This window comes from Thermus tenuipuniceus (assembly GCF_002964845.1).
GTDB lineage: Bacteria > Deinococcota > Deinococci > Deinococcales > Thermaceae > Thermus > Thermus tenuipuniceus.
In genome coordinates, this window is sequence record NZ_KZ672975.1 from 1 (window position 1) to 13,755 (window position 13,755).

A 13,755-nucleotide genomic window follows, 5' to 3' on the forward strand; every position below is an offset into this window, starting at 1 on the left:
ATTCGCGGAGGTGGGGGGTTGGCAGGAGGGCCAGGAGGGTCCAGAGTAGAGCTTGGGCCGTTTGGGTCATGGCACCCTTCATCCGAAGGGAACCCGGCGGCCCTTTTCAAGTGGTCCCCTGGCGCATGGGTATGCGGGGGGTGGATAAGTGCAAGTTTTGAGCTACCTTTCCCAGGCCTTTTACGACCTCCTGCCCCGCCTGAGGGCGGAGGGGCCGGGGGTTTTGGACGCCCTTTTCCCAGGGGCAAGCCGGCACTACCCAAGGGCCTTCCGGCTCCGAACCCACCCCTTCCCCGAGCCTTTTTATCTGGTCTCCGACCTTCCGCCCCCTGAGGGCTACCGGGCCTTCTTCCACCCGGAGAAGCTGGAGGCCGTCGCCCTAGCCCTACGCTCCTTAGGGCTTTCCCCGGAGGAGGCCCTTTACCTGGACGACAACCCCCTCTTGGTGGAAAGGGCCAGGGCCTTGGGTTTCCGCGCGGAGGTCTTCCGCCCTTAGGGCCGCTCCGGCCAGGGATGCTTGGGGTAGCGGCGCATGAGTTCCTGCCGCACCCTGGGGTAGTGCCGCTCCCAGAAGCCTCTTAGGTCCTGGGTCACCTGCACCGGACGCCCTGCAGGGGAAAGGAGGGCCACCGCCACCGGCACCTTCCCCGCCAAAACCCTTGGGGTTTCCCACAGGCCGAAGGCCTCCTGGATGCGGAGGGAGAGGAGGGGTGGGGCGTCTTGGCGGTATTCCAGGCGCTTCCTTTTCCCCGAGGGCAGGAGAAGGGCCTCGGGGGCGAGCTCCTCCAAGGCGCGCCGGCCTTCGCCCAGGAGGGAGAGGAGGACCTCCTTCCAGGGCAAGGCCTTCAGCTCCTCCTTTCGCCTCACCCCCGCGGCCCAAGGGAGGAGCCAGGAGAGGTCTTCCAGGAGGGCCTCCTCCGAAAGCTCCCTCACCGCCATCCCGTGGGCCCGTAGGAAGGCCAGGCGCAGGAGGACCTGCCGGGCCTCCTCGGGGAGGGGAAGCCCCTCCTTCAGGGCCTCCCGCAGATGGGCCTCCGTGGGCGGGCCCGGGTCCACCGCTATGCGTTCCAGCGCCAGGGCCCCGTAGCGCCGCTCCAGATAGCCCCTTAGCCTTCCCTCCTCCCACCCCGTCCAGGCGGCCACCTCTGCCCGTTCCAGGAGGTCTTCCCGGGCCAGGGGGGCGTAGAGGAGGACGCGCCCTTCCCGTGGGCCCGCCTCCGCCCCCACCGCCACCAGGTAGGGCGGGCCCTCCCCTCCCAAGCGCAGAAGGGGCCCGGTGGCCAGGCGGTAGCGCCCGGGGGTTACCCTTTCCGCTGCCCGGTCGGGGTAGGCGGCGAGGAGAAGCCTCCCCACCGCTTCCGGGGCGGGGAGGCTCTGCAGGGGAGGTACCCCGAGCCTTCCTCGCCAAAGGGCGGAGACCCGCTCCACCCCTGAAAAAGCTCCCCGTCCTACCTTTCGGACCTCGAGGACCCCCGCAAGCTTCTCCACAAGATCCGCCTCCCCCTCCAAGGGGTCCCGCTCCTCCAAAAGGGCCAGGAGGTCGGCGGCCAGGGGGAGGAGGCCCAGGCCTTCCGCCTCCAGGACCATGCGGGCCAAGCGGGGGTGGGTGGGAAGGGCGAGCATCCGCCGCCCCAAGGGGGTGAGGCGTTCCCCCTCCACCGCGCCCAGGAGCCGCAGGAGGTTCCAGGCGGCCTCGAGGGCCCCTTGGGGGGGCGGGGTGGGGAGGGGAAGGGTCTCCGGCCGTTCCCCAAAGGCCAGGGCCAGGAGGAGGGCCCGGGAGAGGTCCGCTTCCAGCACCTCGGGCCTTTGGGGGGGAAAGGGACCCTCGGGGTAGAGCCGGTACACCCGCCCCGGCCCCGTGCGCCCGGCCCGCCCCGCCCTTTGGCGGGCGGAGGCCTCGGGGATGGGCGAAAGGGCCAGGCGGGTGAGGCCCGTGCGGGGGTCAAAGCGGGGCTTCTTGGCAAGCCCGCTGTCCACCACCGCCCGCACCCCCGGCAGGGTGAGGCTCGTCTCTGCCACGTCCGTGGCCAGAACGATCCTACGCGGCCCTGGCCTGAGGAGGGCCGCCTGCTCCGAAAGGGGAAGCCCCCCGTGGAGGGGGAAGGCGGGAAGGTCCTCCAGGAGCCTCCTGGTCCTTTCGATCTCGGCTTTGCCCGGCAGGAAGACCAAAACGTCTCCTTCCCCCTCCAGGAAAGCCTTTTTGGCGTAGCGGGCGGCCAGGGGTTCCAGGGGGCCCTCGGGGGCCTTGGGCAGGTGGAACACCTCCACCGGGTGGCCCTTCCCCTCCACCTCCAAGACCGCCCCGGAAAAAGCCCGCCTGAGGTCCTCGTCGGGGGTGGCGGTGAGGAGGGCAAGCCTCAGGTCGGGCCTCAGGGTTTCCTGTACCCGTAGGAGGAGGGCCAGGGCCAGGTCGGACTCCAGGTGGCGCTCGTGGGCCTCGTCCAGGAGGACGGCGGAGACCCCCAAGAGGGCGGGGTCTTCCAAGAGGAGCCGGGTGAGGAGGCCCTCGGTCATGACCAGGAGCCGGGTGGCCTGGCTTTCCTTCCCCTCCAGGCGCACCCGGTAGCCCACCGTCTTCCCCAGGGGCTCCCCCAGGTTTTCCGCCAGGCGGGCGGCCACCGCCCGGGCCGCCACCCGCCTGGGCTCAAAGAGGAGCACCTTGCCGGGCAGGGCCTGGAGCACCTTTAGGGGAAAGAGGGTGCTCTTGCCCGTCCCCGGGGGGGCCACCAGGAGAAGGCGGCCCTCCTTCTGAAGGAGGGCCACCCCTTGGTCCAGCCAGCCTTCCATCCCTGCCTTTGGGGGTGGGGTTATGCCCTTCTTACCCCAACCTTTGCCGGAGCTGTGCTCATCCCTTCCCAGGGCCCCCACCCTAACGAAGCCGGGATGGGGTTAGATGTCCAGCTCCGCGTAGCGGGCGTGCTCCTCAATGAACTCCCTCCTGGGGGCTACTTCCTGTCCCATGAGCTTCTCGAAGAGCTCGCTGGCCTCGAGGGCGTCCTGGAGCTCCACCTTCTTCAAAACCCGCTTCTCCGGGTTCATGGTGGTCTCCCAAAGCTGCTCGGGGTTCATCTCCCCCAGGCCCTTGAAGCGCTGCACCTCGTAGCTTTTCCCCTCCAGCTCACGAAGGCGGGCGGAAAGCTCCTCCTCGGAGTAGAGGTACTCCACCTTTTTCCCCACCTGCAGGCGGTAAAGGGGCGGCTGGGCGATGAACACGTGCCCCCTTTCGATCAGGGGCCGCATGTAGCGGTAGAAGAAGGTGAGGAGGAGGGTGCGGATGTGGCTTCCGTCCACGTCGGCGTCGGTCATGATGATGATCTTGTGGTAACGGAGGCCCTCGAGGTCGAAGTGGGTTTCATCGCCCGTACCCCCGATCCCCACCCCGATGGCCGCCACCATGGCCCGGACCTCGGCGTTCTTGAGGGCCTTGGAAAGCCCCGCCTTTTCCACGTTGAGGATCTTGCCCCTAAGGGGCAGGATGGCTTGGAAGCGCCGGTCGCGGCCCTGCTTGGCGCTTCCCCCGGCCGAGTCCCCCTCCACGATGAAAAGCTCCGCTTCCTCCGGGTTTTCCGTTTGGCAGTCGGCCAGCTTTCCCGGAAGGTCGTCGGACTCCAGAGGGTTTTGCCGGCGCACCAGCTCCCGGGCCTTCCGGGCGGCCTCCCGGGCTTGGGCGGCCCGCAGGGCCTTCTCGTAGATGGTCTTGGCGATTCGGGGGTTCTCCTCGAGGATCTCCAAAAACTTCTCGTAGACCACCTGGCTTACGGCGCTCCCCGCCTCGGGGTTTAAAAGCTTCCCCTTGGTCTGGCCCTCAAACTGGGGCTGGGGGAGCTTCACGCTCACCACGGCATAAAGCCCCTCCAGAAGGTCATCCCCGGTGGGCTGGGGGCCTTTTTCCTTGTTGAGGCCCGCCTTCTTGGCGTACTGGTTCAGGGCCCGGCTGTAGGCGCTCTTAAAGGCGGTGAGGTGGGTTCCCCCGTCCCGGGTGGGGATCATGTTGGCGTAGGTGAGGATCTCGGCGTTGTACCCCTTGGTGTGGATGAGGCCCACCTCCACCTCCACCTCCCCCTCCTGCCCCTTGAGGAGGAAGGGCTTTTCGTAAAGAAGTTCCTCTTCTTCCGCCAGGGCCTTGGCGAAGGAGGCCACCCCGCCTTTGTCCAGGTAGACGTCCTCCCGCCCGTGGATGAGGTCCTTGAAGACCAGCTTGAGCCCCGCCACCAGGTAGCTCACCTCGCGCAGGCGGGCCCTGATCTTGCTGGGGTCAAAGGCCTGGTTCCCGAAGATGAGGGGATCGGGCTTGAAGGTGACCCGGGTGCCGGTCTTGCCCTTGGGAGCGGGCCCCACCACGGCAAGGGGTTCGGTGACCTCGCCCCGGCTGAAGGCGATCCGGTGGTGCTTTCCCTCCCGGAACACCTCCACCGCCGTCCACTCGGAAAGGGCGTTCACCACGCTGGCCCCTACCCCGTGGAGGCCCCCTGAGACCTTGTAGGCGCTGCTGTCAAACTTGCCCCCGGAATGCAGGGTGGTGTAGATCACCTCCACCGCGGGTTTGCCCTCCTCGGGCATCAGGTCCACGGGGATGCCCCGGCCGTTGTCCTCCACGGTGAGGGAGCCATCGGGGTTGAGGGTGGTGACGATCTCCGTGGCGTAGCCCGCCAGGGCCTCGTCCACGGCGTTGTCCAGGATTTCCTTGAAGAGGTGGTGGTAGCCCTCCACCCCCGTGCCCCCGATGTACATGGCGGGGCGGTGGCGTACCCCCTCCAGCCCCTTGAGCACCTTAATGGCGGATGCGTCGTAGCTCACCCCCTTAGTATAGCACAGGCTTTTGGGGCGGTTTTTTCCCTTGAGAAAGGGAACTGGCAGCCTGTAGGCCTCCTAGGCTTGCGGGAACCTATGCAAAAAGTGTCCTGCCCTCCGTCTGGGGGCTTCCCAGTATCATGCCCTCATGTCGGCGCTGGTCTTTCTGCACGCTCTCTTGGGCCTTGCCCTCCTTCTGGCGGTACCCGCCTTGGCCCTGGTGGGCCTAAGGGGCTTTTCCCGGCCCCTTCCCGCCCGCTTCTACGCCCTCTTGCGGGGCGTGGCCTGGGTGGCCATCCTGCAGGTGGCCCTGGGGTTTGCCCTTTTCCTGGCGGGCCTCAGGCCCAAGGATGGCCTGCACCTCCTTTACGGCCTCCTCCTGGCCGCGGGGCTTCACTACCTGGGGGGCCTCGAGCCCGGGGGCTGGTTCCACCGGGGCCTAAAGGACCCCCCCAAGCGCCCGGAGGTTTTCGTGGCCCTGGGCCTCCTCTTCGCCGTGGGCTTGGTGCTCCGGGTCTACTTCACCGGACGCTGACCAGTTCCTTTGGCAGGGGGAGGCGTTCCAGCATGGGCCGGGTGAGGTGGGGCACCACCTCCCGATAGAGGCCCCGGTAGTAGGCTTGGATCTGGGGGTCATTCAGGTAGGCTACGAGGGCCTCTGGGTCCAGACGCACCCCTTCCTTGGGGAGGAGATGGAACTCCTCCCGCCAGGGGTAAGCCCGCCCATCCCAAGCGGCCACCACCCGGTAGTGCCGGGTGCTGCCCACCACCAGGTGGGGGATGATGTAGAAAGGTTTCAAAAGGTAAGCGGCTTCCTTGGGGAAGTAGAGGCCAGAGTGGGGGGTTTCGTAGTCCACCTCTCCCGGGAGGAGGTTCCTGCCGGTGAGTACGGGCACCAGGCCGGGGCCCGGGTGGGGTCGGGTCAGGGGATGGGCCCGTACCTCGGGGCTTCGGGCGGCGAAGTGGATGCGGAAGGCCTCTTCCAGGGGGATCCCCTCCCTTTCCAGGGCCATGGCTTCCTCATGGGGAAAGCGCACCATCTCCCCCTGCCAATAGGGGGTTTCCAGGAGGAGGCGGGGCGGGTCCCCTTCCCGCAGGGCTTGGGCCTCGTAGAGGCGTAGGCCCTTCCCGCCCTTGCGGAAGCGCAAGACCGTGGCCCGCACCTTTAGGCCAGGGAAGGCCCGTCCCAGGTAGAAGACCTCCAGGGCCCCTTCCCGGGCGAGGAAGGTCCGAAGCTTTTGGAACTCCTCCAGCACCATCCAGCCTGCGGGGACCACGTAGAGCAGAACCCCTCCCGGCTTCAGGAGGCGCACCCCCTTTTCCAGGAAGGCCCCGTAGAGGTTGTAGCGCCCGTGCCAGGTGGTGAAGCGCCTTCGGTAAAGCCTCCGCCGCTCAGGGTCCAGCCGCACCCCAGCCCCCAGGGCCCCGTAGGGCGGGTTCCCCAGGATGAGGTGGAAGGTCTCGTTGGGCTCCCAGAGGAGGAAGTCCGCCAGGTGGGCCTCCGCCCAGGGGGGAGGGTCAAAGGCCAGGGGGTCCACCTCGAGGGCGTGGAAGCGGTAGCCTGAGCCGTGCGCCTCCCGGAAGGCCCGGAGGAAGGGAGCGTGGGCCGCGGCGGGCTCCAGGATCTTCCCCCCCTTGGGGGCCTCCGCCAGGGAGACCATGAAGCCCACCAAGGAGGGAGGGGTGAGGATGCGGCCCAGGGTACGGGAGGGCAAGGAAATCACCCGGTGTGTCCTTCGGGAAGCAGCCTAGCGGATCACCCCAAGCTTACGGCCGACTTTCTCGTAGGCCTCGAGGGCTTTGTCCAGCATCTCCTGGGTGTGGGCGGCGGTGACGATGTTGCGGATCCGGGCTTTCCCCCTGGGCACCGTGGGAAAACCAATACCCACAGCGAAAACCCCTTCTTCCAGGAGGAGGCAGCTCGCTTCAAAGGCCAAGGGGGCCTCCCCGAAGAGTACCGGGGTGATGGGGGTTTGGCTTCCTAGGGTGTCGTAGCCCATGCGGGCGAGTTCGGCCTTGAAGTAGCGGGTGTTCTCCCAGAGGCGCTCCACCCGCCCGGGCTCCTTCTGGATGAGCCCTAAGGCACCCAGCAAAGCCCCCACCACCGCCGGGGGGTGGCTGGTGGAGAAGAGGAAGGGCCGGGCCTTGTTGATAAGGAGGTCCTTGAGCTCTAACGCCCCGGCGGCGTACCCCCCCACCACCGCCCAGGCCTTGGAGAGGGTGGCCACCTGGATCACGTCGGGGTCAGCGTGGAAGCCAAAATGGTGCACCGTGCCCTTGCCCATCTCCCCCAAGACCCCGCTCCCGTGGGCGTCGTCCACGTAGACCACCGCCCCGTACCGCTTGGCCAGGGGCACGATGCGGTCCAGGGGGGCGATGTCCCCGTCCATGGAGAAGACCCCGTCGGTGACGATCAGCTTTAGACCATCCGTGTCGTGGGCCTTCAGGAGCTCCTCCAGATGCGCCACGTCCGCGTGGCGGTAGACCAAACGGGTGGCCTTGGTGAGGCGGAGGCCGTCGATGATGCTGGCGTGGTTCAGCTCGTCGGAGAAGACCAGGTCCCCCTCCTGGAGCAAGGCTCCCAGCACCCCCTGGTTGGCGGTGAAACCCGACTGCAGGACCAAGGCGCTTTCCGTGCCCTTGAAGCGGGCCAGGGCTTCCTCCAGCTCCAGGTGGTAGGTGAAGGTGCCGGCGATGGTGCGCACCGCCCCGCTCCCCGCCCCCCACCGGTCCAGGTACTGGCGGGCTTTCTCCTTCAGGTAGGGGTGGTTGGCGAAGCCCAGGTAGTTGTTGGAGGCCAGGTTCACCACCTCCCGCCCCTCCACCCGGGTCACGGGTTCCTGGGGGGCCTCGAGGACCCTGGGGCGGATGTACAATCCCTCCTGCTTTAACCTTTCCAGCTCGCTTTCCACGCGGGCGCGCAGGGATAGGCTCATGGCCTTATCTAACCCCGGGGGGTGGGTTCATGGCAAGCCGCACCTGGACTTGCGGGTGTTTCTTACCTTCTCTTGATCCAGAGGGGGTAACCTGAGTGAGGAGGTGGGAGCGTTTCCATGACCATGGACCAATCCACACCCAGGGAATCCTGGCAGGCGGAATACGAGGCGAAACGCTTGGAGTGGCGGGCTAGACTCCTGGAGCTGGTTCACCGGTTTAAAGGGGAGCCCGATACCCTCCTTTCCTTCCATGAAGCCTTGGCCTTACGGCCCAGGGGGGAGCATCACCTTGGGCTTAGATCCATCGAGGTGGACAAGGTGGTGGGCTCGGTGGACCGCTACGAGGATTTCCACCGCCACTTCCTCCCGCGAACCCCCCATACCCTGGAGCGCTGGAAACGCCTCAGGGCTCTCCAGCTTTCAGGGGTGGAGTTTCCCCCTATTGAGGTGTACCAGGTGGGGGAGGCCTACTTCGTCAAGGACGGCCACCACCGGGTGGCCCTGGCCAAGGCCACGGGGCAGAAGTACATAGACGCCTACGTGATCGCCCTAGACGTCCCCGTGCCCGTGGAGGCCAAGGACACCCTGAAGGACCTGATCCTCAAGGCGGAGTACGCCCACTTCCTGGAGAAGACCCGGCTCAAGGAGCTGGTGCCTGAGGCGGAAGACATTCTCTTTTCTACCCTGGGCCGCTACGATATCCTCCTGGACCACATCGCCACCCGGCGGTACTTCAAGGGCCTCGAGGAGGGTCGGGAGGTCTCCTGGGAAGAAGCGGTGGTGGACTGGTACCAGAACCTCTATAAGCCCACCCTAGAGGCTATCCGGAAGCTTGGGCTTCTGGCGGAGTTCCCCGGGCGTACCGAGGCGGACCTTTACCTCTGGATCATGGACCACCGCTACTTCCTGGCCCAGGAGCTCGGGGCGGAGCTTTCCCCCGAGGAGGCGGCGCGGAGTTACGAGGCCCGCTTTGGGCCATGGTGGAAGCGGAGGGGAAGCGGGTTAAAGGCTTGGTTTAGGTCTTGGGGGAGCAGGCGCTAGGTTTCTCCTCTTTCTCTGTAAACGAAGTGCATTTGCACTTGACTCTGCCTATTTTGGACACTTAACCTTGAGAAGGGCACTTGGAGATCGTCTAGGTGCCTAGGAAGCGAGGTGAACCCTATGAGAAGAGGTTTTGCCCTGCTTGGTACGGTTCTCTTGGCAGCCCTGACGGCGTGTGCTCCTAGTGTGACCACCAGGGCCTCCTCGGGCTTGGAGGGGGAAAATCCCTACGCCAACTACACGGGGCCTCGGGCTAAGGCGGTGGTGGCCAACTTTATCTGCGCCTCTGCCCAGTGCCCTTCAGGCGCAGGGGCAGGTATCTCGGAGCTCTTGATGACCGCCCTGATCAACACCAACCACTTCATCGTCTATGACCGTTCCGTTCTGGCCCAAATCCAGCAAGAGGCGTACCTAGGAGGCAAACCCCTGAACCTTCAAGGCGCTGAGCTGTTGGTAGTGGGCTCTATTACCGCTTTTGAGCCGGATGCGGGCGGTACCCGTGGGGGTGGCGGAGGGATTTTGGGGGGTCTCCTGGGGGCCTTCGGTGCAGGTCAAAAGCGTTCCTACGTAGCCGTGGATATGCGCATTGTGGACGCTCAAAGCGGGGCTATAGTTTCCGCTTTCCGTGTGGAGGGTGAGGCTACGGATGTGGATTATGGGGGGGTGCTAGGTGTCTTGGTCCCAGGCGCTGCCTTTGGGGGTGGGCTTAAGCAGTACGAGAAGACCCCCATGGGCAAAGCGTTAGCGGTGATGGTCTCCAACGCTGTCAAGGAGATTATTAACCGCACTCCCAGGAGTTACTTCAAATATGCTCCGGATGGTAAGCCTTACCAGCAGCCTTAAGGGCTTGCTCTTACTCTTGTTTTTTGCGGTTCTGGAGGTGGCTCTAGGCCAGGGGCCTAAGACCCTTATTCTCGTGAGCCAAGGGGAGTATTGGTGGGACGAGGAGGCAGGCCTTTACGAGGCGGCCTTGCGGGAGGAGCTTCTCCGGGCGGGGTTTCGGGTGTTGGATGCTGCGCAGGTGCAAAAGGTGGCGGACCGGCAGCTCCTCACCCGCCTGGTGCAAGGAGATGCTTTGGCGGCTATTACCCTGGCCACGAACTTCAAGGCTGATGCCTTGGTGGTGAGTCGTGTCTTCACTTCCCGGGTCCTGGCTTCCCGCACCAACGTGGCCACTTTCTACACTTACAAGGCTACGGGGGATGTTCGGCTGGTGATGGCCAGCACAGGCCAAGTGGTGGGTAGCTGGAGTCCCTCCCAAACGGGGACGGGCACCTCGGAGCGGGAAGCGGCCTTTGCCGCCTTGCGCAACTTGGGTAAGGAAGTGGGACAAGCGCTCCGCAAGCAGGATTTTGCTGCTGCGGGGACTAATCCTGTGGTGCGGCTTACCGTAACCGGCCTGAAGAGCTTCACGGATGCTTCCGTGCTTTTAAGGGAGCTTTCTTCCCAGAAGGGTGTGATCTCGGCGGAGCGGAAGAGCTTCGCCAACGGTGTCCTCGAGGCCGAGGTGGTCTTCCAAGGACCCGTGGATGAGCTCGCTGCCCTCTTGGAGGGGCTACGCCTCCTCCCCTTGGAGGTAACCGAGGTAAGTGGGTTCGCCATAGAGGCCCGGGTGCGCTGACCCTTCGGGTTTTGGGCAAGGGCAGGGGTTTCCCTGCCCTTGCTTTGGTTGGGGTTTACCGTTACCCTGTATACAGGATGCACACTGTGGGCTTCCGCCGACCCAACCAGGTGCGCGAGGCGGTCTACGGCCACCTCAAAGACCTCCTCCTCTCCGGGCGCTTTGCCCCTGGGGAAAGGCTTTCCGAGCCCCTTTTGGCCCAGGAGCTCGGGGTGTCCCGCACCCCGGTGCGGGAGGCCCTGATGCGCCTGGCCGAGGAAGGGCTTGTGGAGCTCGTTCCGGGTAAGGGGGCGAGGGTCAAGGCCTTCACCCCGGAGGAGGTGGAGGAGGTCTATGGGGTGCGGGCCCTTTTGGAGGGGGAGGCGGCCCGGGAGGCGGCCCTTAGGGCTACCCCTTGGGAGCTTGCCGACCTCGAGGCCCGCCTTAAAGCCATTGACGAAGCTCCCCCCGAGGACTATCCCGAGCAGATGCGCCGGGACCTGGAGTTCCACCGGGCCTTGGTGCGGCTTTCCGGGAACAAGACCCTCTACCGCCTTTACGAGGACCTCCTTGCCAGCCTGGCCCTGGTGCGGAGCGCCTTGCCCAACCTCTCCCAGGAGGAGGCCACCCGCAAGGAGCATTGGGCCATCCTCGAGGCCCTGAAGAGGCGGGACCCCGAAGGGGCCAAGCGGGCGGTGGAGGCCCACGTGTACCGGTTCCGCGACCTGGTGGTGGCCAGGCTTAGGAAAGGAGGGATATGAACCTGGATTTGTTCTATCGGCAGGCGGTGCTTTCCGTGGCGGGGGACCCTAGGGTGGAAGCCCTCATCAAGACCCGGGCCAGGAGCCTGGTGCGGCGCTATGTGGCGGGGGAGAGCTTGGAGGAAGCCCTTTTGGCAGCGGAGCGGCTCGAGGCCCAGGGGGTCCACGCCATCTTGGACCTCCTGGGAGAGATGGTAAGGAGCGAGGAGGAGGCCCGCGCCTTCCAGGCGGGCATTTTGGAGCTCATCCGGGCGGTGGCCGGGCGCCCCTGGCCCAGGTACGTCTCCTTGAAGCTCACCCAGCTGGGCCTGGACCTTTCCGAGGCCCTGGCCCTGGAGCTCATGCGGGGCATCCTCCGCGAGGCCGAGCCCGGGGGGGTCTTCGTGCGCATGGACATGGAGGACTCCCCTAGGGTGGAGGCCACTTTGCGCATCTACAAGGCACTTAGGGAGGAGGGCTTCAGCGGGGTGGGGGTGGTTTTACAAAGCTACCTGTTCCGCACGGAAAAGGACTTCTGGGAGCTACTCCCTTACCGGCCCAACCTCCGCCTGGTGAAGGGAGCCTACCGGGAGCCCAAGGAGGTGGCCTTCCAGGATAAGCGCCTCATCGACGCCGAGTTTTTGCACCTGGGGAAGCTAGCCCTGAAGGAAGGGCTTTACGTGGCCTTCGCTACCCACGATCCCAGGCTCATCGCTGAGGTGAAGCGGTACACCGGGGCCATGGGCATCCCCAAGGACCGCTTTGAGTTCCAGCTCCTCTACGGGGTGCGCCCCGAGGAACAAAAGCGCCTGGCCCAGGAGGGCTATACCGTGCGGGCCTACGTGCCCTATGGCACCCACTGGTACCCCTACCTAAGCCGGCGCATCGCCGAACGGCCCGAAAACCTGTTTTTGGTGCTAAGGAGCCTCCTAGGAGGCTAAAGGAGGTAAGACATGACGGTGGAACCTTTCCGCAACCAGCCCATAGAAACCTTCCAGACGGAGGAGGCCAAGCGGGAGATGCGGGAGGCCTTAAGGCGGGTCAGGGCCGAGTTTGGCCGCCATTATGGCCTCTACGTCGATGGGGCCTGGGTGGATACAAAGGAGAAGATCCAGTCCCTAAACCCCTCGGCCCCGAGCGAGGTGGTGGGGAGCACCGCCAAGGCGGGGCCTTCCGAGGCGGAAGCCGCCCTGGAGGCGGCCTGGAGAGCCTTTAAAGCCTGGAAGGACTGGCCCCAGGAGGACCGGAGCCGCCTCCTCCTCAAGGCCGCTGCCCTCATGAAGAGGAGAAGGCGGGAGCTGGAGGCCACCTTGGTCTACGAGATCGGCAAGAACTGGCTCGAGGCCAGCGCCGAGGTGGCCGAGGCCATCGACTTCCTGGAGTACTACGCCCGCCAGGCCCTCAAGTACAAGTACCCCTCGGTAGAGGTGGTGCCCTACCCCGGGGAGGACAACGAAAGCTTTTACATCCCCCTGGGGGCTGGGGTGGTGATCGCCCCCTGGAACTTCCCCATCGCCATCTTCACCGGGATGATCGCCGGGCCGGTGGCCGTGGGGAACACCGTGGTGGCCAAGCCCGCGGAGGATACGGTGGTCATCGCCGCCAAGGTCTTTGAGATCTTCCACGAGGCGGGTTTCCCGCCGGGGGTGGTGAACTTCCTGCCCGGGGAGGGGCGGGAGGTGGGGGCCTATTTGGTGGAGCACCCCAAGACCCGCTTCATCAACTTCACGGGGAGCCTCGAGGTGGGGCTTTGGATCCACCAGGCGGCGGCCAGGCTGGCCCCGGGCCAGCGCTGGATCAAGCGGGTATTCCTGGAGCTCGGTGGTAAGGACGCCATCATCGTGGATGAAACCGCCGATTTCGACGCGGCCACCGAGGGCATCCTCATCTCCGCTTACGGCTTCCAGGGGCAGAAGTGCTCGGCGGCAAGCCGGCTCATCGTTACGGAGAAGGCCTTTGAGCCCTTGATGGAAAGGGTCTTGAAGCGGGCCGAGCGCCTGGTGGTGGGCCCGGCCGAGGAGAACCCCGACCTGGGTCCCGTGGCCTCCAAGGCGCAGGAGGAGAAGATCCTCTCCTACGTTGAGATCGGCAAGGGGGAAGGCCAGCTGGTCTTGGGGGGAGAGCGCCTGGAGGGAGAGGGCTACTTCATCGCCCCCACCGTCTTCACCGAGGTCCCCCCCAGCGCCAAAATCGCCCAGGAGGAAATCTTCGGCCCGGTGCTTTCCGTGATCCGGGTGAAGGACTTTGGGGAGGCCCTCGAGGTGGCCAACAACACCGTCTACGGCCTCACGGGGGGGGTTTACTCCCGCAAGCGGGAGCACCTGGAACGGGCCAGGCGGGAGTTTCACGTGGGGAACCTTTACTTCAACCGCAAGATCACCGGGGCCCTGGTAGGGGTCCAGCCCTTCGGCGGCTTCAACCTCTCCGGCACCGACACCAAGGCCGGGGGACCCGATTACCTCCTGCACTTCCTGCAGATGAAGACCGTGGCGGAGCGCTTCTAAAGGCCCCAACCATGCCGGCTCAAGCCCCCCTAGACCCCTGGGGGGCTTTAGGCTATCTTATAGCTATGGCCCTTTTCTCCGCCCGCTGGTGGCCCGGTTAGGCCCCGGGGTGGAGGCGGTCTTTCCCCCGGGGTACACCCCGG

The 13,755-nt window shown here is 65.6% G+C and carries 12 protein-coding genes; 8 read left to right on the plus strand and 4 right to left on the minus strand.

Features of this window, described 5'->3' with window-relative positions; genetic code table 11:
- Positions 1-157 precede the first annotated feature (157 nt).
- Positions 158-496, plus strand: coding sequence for a hypothetical protein (locus C2847_RS05385; protein WP_244187361.1), 339 nt, complete (start codon positions 158-160; stop codon positions 494-496).
- On the opposite strand, the gene hrpB is transcribed toward C2847_RS05385, so the two are convergent.
- Positions 493-2,787, minus strand: coding sequence for an ATP-dependent helicase HrpB (hrpB, locus tag C2847_RS05390; RefSeq protein WP_105317438.1), 2,295 nt, complete (start codon positions 2,785-2,787; stop codon positions 493-495). The genes C2847_RS05385 and hrpB overlap by 4 nt on opposite strands.
- A gap of 102 nt (positions 2,788-2,889) precedes the next feature.
- Positions 2,890-4,797 (minus strand): DNA topoisomerase subunit B, encoded by a 1,908-nt coding sequence (locus C2847_RS05395; protein WP_105317439.1) that lies wholly within the window; start codon positions 4,795-4,797, stop codon positions 2,890-2,892.
- A 142-nt stretch (positions 4,798-4,939) separates the two neighbouring features.
- Between C2847_RS05395 and C2847_RS05400 the strand changes: the two genes are divergently transcribed.
- Positions 4,940-5,326, plus strand: a complete 387-nt coding sequence (locus tag C2847_RS05400; protein ID WP_105317440.1) for a hypothetical protein — start codon at positions 4,940-4,942, stop codon at positions 5,324-5,326.
- Here the strand turns inward: C2847_RS05400 and C2847_RS05405 are convergent.
- Both C2847_RS05405 and C2847_RS05410 read right to left on the minus strand, forming a co-directional pair.
- Positions 5,313-6,452: an Eco57I restriction-modification methylase domain-containing protein gene (locus C2847_RS05405; RefSeq protein WP_105317457.1), complete on the minus strand. Its 1,140-nt coding sequence runs from the start codon at positions 6,450-6,452 to the stop codon at positions 5,313-5,315. The genes C2847_RS05400 and C2847_RS05405 overlap by 14 nt on opposite strands.
- A gap of 87 nt (positions 6,453-6,539) precedes the next feature.
- Positions 6,540-7,727: a glycine C-acetyltransferase gene (locus C2847_RS05410; protein WP_105317441.1), complete on the minus strand. Its 1,188-nt coding sequence runs from the start codon at positions 7,725-7,727 to the stop codon at positions 6,540-6,542.
- Positions 7,728-7,844: 117 nt separating this feature from the next.
- Here C2847_RS05410 and C2847_RS05415 point away from each other — a divergent pair, with 117 nt between their 5' ends.
- The 6 genes from C2847_RS05415 (at position 7,845) to pruA (ending at position 13,612) form a co-directional block, all read left to right on the plus strand.
- Positions 7,845-8,768, plus strand: coding sequence for a DUF4032 domain-containing protein (locus C2847_RS05415; protein ID WP_244187363.1), 924 nt, complete (start codon positions 7,845-7,847; stop codon positions 8,766-8,768).
- A 186-nt stretch (positions 8,769-8,954) separates the two neighbouring features.
- Positions 8,955-9,611 (plus strand): CsgG/HfaB family protein, encoded by a 657-nt coding sequence (locus C2847_RS05420; protein WP_244187364.1) that lies wholly within the window; start codon positions 8,955-8,957, stop codon positions 9,609-9,611.
- 4 nt (positions 9,612-9,615) lie between these two features.
- Positions 9,616-10,389, plus strand: a complete 774-nt coding sequence (locus C2847_RS05425) for a hypothetical protein (RefSeq protein ID WP_237258977.1) — start codon at positions 9,616-9,618, stop codon at positions 10,387-10,389.
- Positions 10,390-10,466: 77 nt separating this feature from the next.
- A complete protein-coding gene (locus tag C2847_RS05430; RefSeq protein ID WP_105317459.1) occupies positions 10,467-11,129 on the plus strand; it encodes a GntR family transcriptional regulator in 663 nt (220 codons plus the stop codon).
- On the plus strand, positions 11,126-12,049 hold the full coding sequence (locus C2847_RS05435; RefSeq protein ID WP_105317442.1) for a proline dehydrogenase: 924 nt from the start codon (positions 11,126-11,128) through the stop codon (positions 12,047-12,049). Before C2847_RS05430 ends, C2847_RS05435 begins: the two co-directional genes overlap by 4 nt.
- Before the next feature lie 12 nt (positions 12,050-12,061).
- Complete coding sequence (gene pruA / locus C2847_RS05440; RefSeq protein ID WP_105317443.1) at positions 12,062-13,612, plus strand: L-glutamate gamma-semialdehyde dehydrogenase; 1,551 nt, start codon at positions 12,062-12,064, stop codon at positions 13,610-13,612.
- Positions 13,613-13,755 lie beyond the last annotated feature (143 nt).